General features: G+C 67.2%; 5 protein-coding genes. All 5 read right to left on the bottom strand.

All coding sequences use genetic code 11. From position 1 onward, the window contains the following. Window positions 1-54: 54 nt before the first annotated feature. Entirely contained in the window at window positions 55-861 is an 807-nt protein-coding gene (locus tag JYJ84_RS27845; protein ID WP_175222945.1) for an SDR family NAD(P)-dependent oxidoreductase, read from the bottom strand. Between the two features lie 29 nt (window positions 862-890). After that, on the bottom strand, window positions 891-1,907 hold the full coding sequence (araH, locus tag JYJ84_RS27840) for an L-arabinose ABC transporter permease AraH (protein ID WP_011350896.1): 1,017 nt from the start codon (window positions 1,905-1,907) through the stop codon (window positions 891-893). Between the two features lie 70 nt (window positions 1,908-1,977). Continuing rightward, window positions 1,978-3,489 (bottom strand): L-arabinose ABC transporter ATP-binding protein AraG, encoded by a 1,512-nt coding sequence (araG, locus tag JYJ84_RS27835; protein ID WP_122944436.1) that lies wholly within the window; start codon window positions 3,487-3,489, stop codon window positions 1,978-1,980. Between the two features lie 67 nt (window positions 3,490-3,556). Continuing rightward, complete coding sequence (locus JYJ84_RS27830; protein WP_122944435.1) at window positions 3,557-4,552, bottom strand: arabinose ABC transporter substrate-binding protein; 996 nt, start codon at window positions 4,550-4,552, stop codon at window positions 3,557-3,559. Window positions 4,553-4,654: 102 nt separating this feature from the next. Further along, window positions 4,655-5,175: SDR family oxidoreductase (locus JYJ84_RS27825; protein ID WP_205189720.1), on the bottom strand; the 521-nt coding region annotated here is incomplete at its 5' end.

The raw sequence follows: 5,175 nt of genomic DNA, 5'->3' as shown, positions 1-5,175 counted from the left end.
GTCATGATGAACTCCTTTCCTTCGTCGAAGAAACGATGCGGGTCGTGCGAACGGTCAGGCCCAGCCGCCGTCGACGATCACGTCCTGCGCGGTGATCATCCGGCTGTCGTCGGCCGCGAGGAACAGCGCCATCCGCGCGAGATCGGCGGGCAGCAGCTCGGCATCGAGGCACTGGCCGGCCTTGATCGCCGCGCGGCCCGCGTCGTCGAGCCACAGCCGGCGCTGCTTGTCGGTCATCACCCAGCCGGGCACCAGCGAATTCACGCGGATGCCGAACGGGCCGAGGTCGCGCGCGAGGCCGCGCGTGAGCCCCTGCACGGCGGCCTTCGCCATCGTGTACACGGGATAGCCGCCGTTCTTCAGCATCCAGCTGATCGAGCCGAGATTGACGATCGCGCCACCGCCCTGCTGCTTCATGTCGTCGATCACCGCCTGCGCGGCGAAGAACTGGTGACGCAGGTTCACCGCGATGCCCGCGTCGAACGATTCGGGCGTCACATCGCCGATCGTGTGGCGCGCGTCGTTCGCCGCGTTGTTCACGAGCACCGCGATCGCGCCGATGCGCGCGCGGATCGCATCGATCGCATGGCGCAGCGCGTCGATGTCGGTCAGGTCGCACTGGATGAACAGCGGCGCATGACGTACGTGCGCGAGGCGTTCCGCCAGCGCGGCACCGGCCGCCGCGTCGAGATCGACGAACGCGACGCGCGCCCCCTGTTCTGCGAAGTGTTCGACGAACGCCGCGCCGATACCGGTCGCGCCGCCCGTGATCAGCACCGCGCGATCCTCGAGGCTCGGATACCGTGCATAGCGCGCGTGGCTCGCGGTGTGCGGGGCGTGCGCGGAAGTGTCGATGGTCATGCGGTTCGTCTCCGTAAGAGCAGATCGGGTCAATCGCGGACGCCGCGGTTCTTCAGCTGGTCGAGCAGCACGGCCGCGAGCAGGATCGCGCCGCGCACGAGGTACTGGTAGAACGCGTCGATGTTCAGCAGGTTCATCACGTTCTCGACGGTGCCCATGATCAGCACGCCGATCACGACGCCCGAGATCGTCGCGCGGCCGCCCATCAGCGACACGCCGCCGAGCACGCACGCGGAGATCACGTTCAGCTCGAAGCCCTGCGCGGCGTTCGGCTGGCCCGACGTGATGCGCGAGGCCAGGATCACGCCCGCGAGCGCCGTCACCGCGCCCTGGATCAGGAAGATGTACACGCGCGTGCGTTCGACGTTGATCCCCGCGAGCCGCGACGCCTCGGGGTTGCCGCCGATCGCGAGCGTGTTGCGGCCATACACGGTCTGGTTCAGCAGCACGCCGAACGCGATGAAGCACAGCAGCGTGACCCAGATCGGCAGCGACACGCCGAACAGCGACAGCCCGCCGAGCGCGATGAAGGTATCCGACGACACGCCGACCGCCTGCCCCTTCGACACGATGAAGCCGAGCCCGCGCACGATCTCCATCGTCGCAAGCGTCGTGATCAGCGCGTTGATGCGCAGGTACGCGATCACCGCGCCGTTCACGAAGCCGATCGCGGCGCCGGCCGCGACCGCCGCGATGATCGCGACGAACGTGTTGTCGGTCGCGTTCAGCACCATCGCGCACAGCACGCCCGAGAACGCGACGGTCGAGCCGATCGACAGGTCGAAGTCGCGCGACGCGAGACAGAACATCATCGTGCACGCGACCATGCCGATCTGCGAGATCGACAGCGCGAGGCCGAGCATGTTGTCGATCGAGAAGAAGTGATCGACGGTGAGCGACATCGTGATGAACATCACCGCGAAGATCGCGATCAGGCTGTATTCGGTCAGATGCTGCCACCACTTCTGGCGGTCGCTCTGTTGCGGCACCAGCGCGTCGGCCGACGGCTTCACGGCGGCGCTGCCAAGGTTTTCGTTGACTTGCATGATGGTGTCTCCTGCTCCTGCATCGCGCGGCCCGCGCCGCGCGTGTCCGATTCGATTGTCGTGTTCCGTGTCAGGCCGCCTCGACGGCGCTCGTCTGCGGCAACGCGAGGCTCAGCACCGCGTGCTCGTTCGCCTGTTCGCGCGGCAGCTCGCCCGCGATCCGGCCTTCGCGCATCACGACGATGCGGTCGGACACGCCGAGCACTTCCGGCAGCTCCGACGACACCATCACGATCGCGCAGCCGCGCTCCGCGAGCCGGTAGATCACGTCGTAGATCTCGTGCTTCGCGCCGACGTCGATCCCGCGCGTCGGCTCGTCGAGGATCACGACCTTCAGGTCGGGCTCCGCGAGCCAGCGCGACAGGATCGCCTTCTGCTGGTTGCCGCCCGACAGGAAGCGGATCTTCTGGCGCCGGTTCGGTGTCTTGATCTTCAGCCGCTGGATGAAGCGGTCGGCCGTTTCGCTTTCGGCCTTGCGGTTGATGAAGAGCCCCGCGCGCAGCGAATGGCGGCGGCAGCTGATGTTGATGTTCTCCGCGACCGACGCGATCGCGATGATCCCCTCTTCCTTGCGATCCTCGGGGCACAGCACGATGCCGTGGCGGATCGCGTCGCCGGTGCGCTTCACGTCGATGCGCGCACCGTCGAGCGTCAGCACGCCCGCGCGCCGGCGATCCGCGCCGTACACGAGCCGCATCAGCTCGCTGCGGCCCGCGCCGACGAGCCCGAAGAAGCCGACGATCTCGCCCGCGCGCACCGAGAAGCTCGCGGGTTCGCGCAATGCCGGGCCGTCGATGCCGTCGGCGGCAAGGCGCACGTCACCGAGCGTGCGCGGTGCGTAATGATAGATATCCGAAATCTCGCGTCCGACCATCTCGGCGACGAGCCGTTCGCGCGGCACGTCGGCCAGCGATTCGTGCGACGCGATCTTGCGCCCGTCGCGGAAGATCGTGCACGCATCGCACAGCCGGTAGATCTCGTCCATCCGGTGCGAGATATAGATCAGCGCGCGGCCCTGCGCGCGCAGATCGTCGACGAGCTTGAACAGCACCTCGGTCTCGCGATGCGACAACGAACTGGTCGGCTCGTCGAGCGCGATCACGCGCGCATTGCGCATCAGCGCCTTGCAGATCTCGACCATCTGCCGCTGCGCGATCGACAGCCGCCCGAGTTTCGCGTCGGGATCGAGATCGACGCCCATCGCGGCGAGCCGCTCGCGCACGTAGCGCTTCGCCTCGCGCTTCCTCACCCAGCCGAACGCATTCGGCAGGCGGCCGAGCAGCAGGTTCTCCGCGACCGTCAGGTCGGGCACGTACTGCAGCTCCTGGTGGATCACCGCGATGCCGGCCGCGATCGACGCGGCCGCATTCGCGAATTGCACCGGCTGGCCGTCGACCAGCACGCTGCCCGCATCGGGCTGGTATTCGCCGCCGAGAATCTTCAGCAGCGTCGACTTGCCCGCGCCGTTCTCGCCCATCAGGCCATGCACCTCGCCCGCGTGCACGTCGAACGAGATGCCGTCGAGTGCGCGCACGCCGGGAAAGACCTTGCCGATATTGTCAAAACGCAGTGCCGCTGACACGTCGTCTCCCCACTTCCGGATCGATCGACCGCCGGCCGCCGCATCGCCGCGGCAGCCGGCGGGCCGCTTACTTCGACGCGAGCCCCATCTCGTCGCGCACCTTCGACACGTTGTCGCGCGTCGCGAGCATGCCCGTCGTCAGCGTCAGCGCCGGCGGTGCCTTGCCTTGCGTGATCCACGTGTACATCAGGTCCGAGGTTTCCTCGCCGTGGCGCTTCGGGCTGATGATCACGGTGCCGTAGAAGCCCGTCGGCTGCGGCTTCTTGAACTCGTTCAGCGCCGAATCGGAGCCGCCGATGCCGATACCGACCATGTTGTCGGCCTTGAAGCCGCGCCCTTCGGCCGCGCGCACCGCGCCGAGCACGGCCTCGTCGTTCAGGCCGTAGGCGACCCAGTGCTTGAACTGCGGGTTCTTCGTGAGGGCGATGTTCGCCGCGTTGAACGCGTTTTCCGTGTCGGTCTTCGCCTGCGGCGCCGCGATCACGTTCGCCTTCGGGAAGCCGGCGGCCACCAGCGCGTCGGTCGCGCCGCTCGTGCGGTCGTGCGCGGTCGGCAGCTGCTCGTAGGTGATGTCGATCGCGCCGACGTCCTTCATGTCCCAGCCGCGCTTCTTGATCTCGGCCGCGATGCCGTCGCCGACCTGCTTGCCAATGTTGTACGCGGAGATCCCCATGTGCGGGACCGACTCGATCGGCTTGCCCGCGCCATCGACCAAGCGGTCGTCGACCGTCATCATCTTCAGGTTGTGCGACTTCGCCTTCGAGACGATGCCCGGCCCGAGCTTCACGTCCGGCGTGCAGATGATGAAGCCCTGCGCCTTCTGCGCGGACAGGTTGTCGATCGCGCTCATCACCTTTTCACCGGACGGCGCGCCGATCTTCACGAGCGTGAAGCCTTTTTGCTTCGCCGCCATCTCGGCGAACTTCCACTCGTCCTGGAACCACGGCTCTTCCGGTTGCTTCACGAGGAAGCCGATCTTGACCGGATCGGCCGCATGCACGACGGGGCTTCCGATCACCACTGCGGCCGCGGCAGCCAGCGTTACGAACGTTCTGCGTTTCATCTCCAGTGTCTCCTTGTCTTCATCGAACAGGATGCAGCCGCTTGTTGGTTTCGACGCAGCGTGCGCGCGGCCGTCGCACGTGCGGTCTTTCGAATCGTTGCGTCAGTCGTGATACAGCGCCGCGCGACCGCCATCGACGGTGATGCACGCGGCATTGATGAACGGCGCCTCGTCGGACGCCAGGAACACGGCCGTCATCGCGACCTCCTCGGGCCGGCCGATCCGCTTCATCGGCTGCAGCGCGAGCGTTTCGGCGCGTGCGGCGGCAGGGTCGGGTTGCGCGTCCCACCAGTCGCGCGTGAGCTGCGTCTCGATGTAGCCCGGCGCGATCGCGTTCACGCGCACGTTGCGCGCCGCGTATTCGATGCCGAGCGCACGCGTGAGGCCCAGCACGCCGTGCTTCGCGACCGGATAAGGAAAGCAGCCCGGGATGATCCTGAACGCGTGCGTCGACGCGATGTTCACGATGCTGCCGCGGCCGCGTTCGACCATCCCCTCCAGCGCCGCGCGGCAGCCGTGCCACACACCGTCGAGATCGACCGCGAAGCAGCGGCGCCAGTCGTCGTCGGTCATCGTCAGCGGATCGGCGAACACGTTGATGCCCGCGTTGTTCACCAGCACGT

It is taken from the genome of Burkholderia sp. LMG 13014, from assembly GCF_905232215.1.
Taxonomy (GTDB): Bacteria; Pseudomonadota; Gammaproteobacteria; order Burkholderiales; family Burkholderiaceae; genus Burkholderia.
This window is presented reverse-complemented; position numbering and strand designations above follow the sequence as displayed.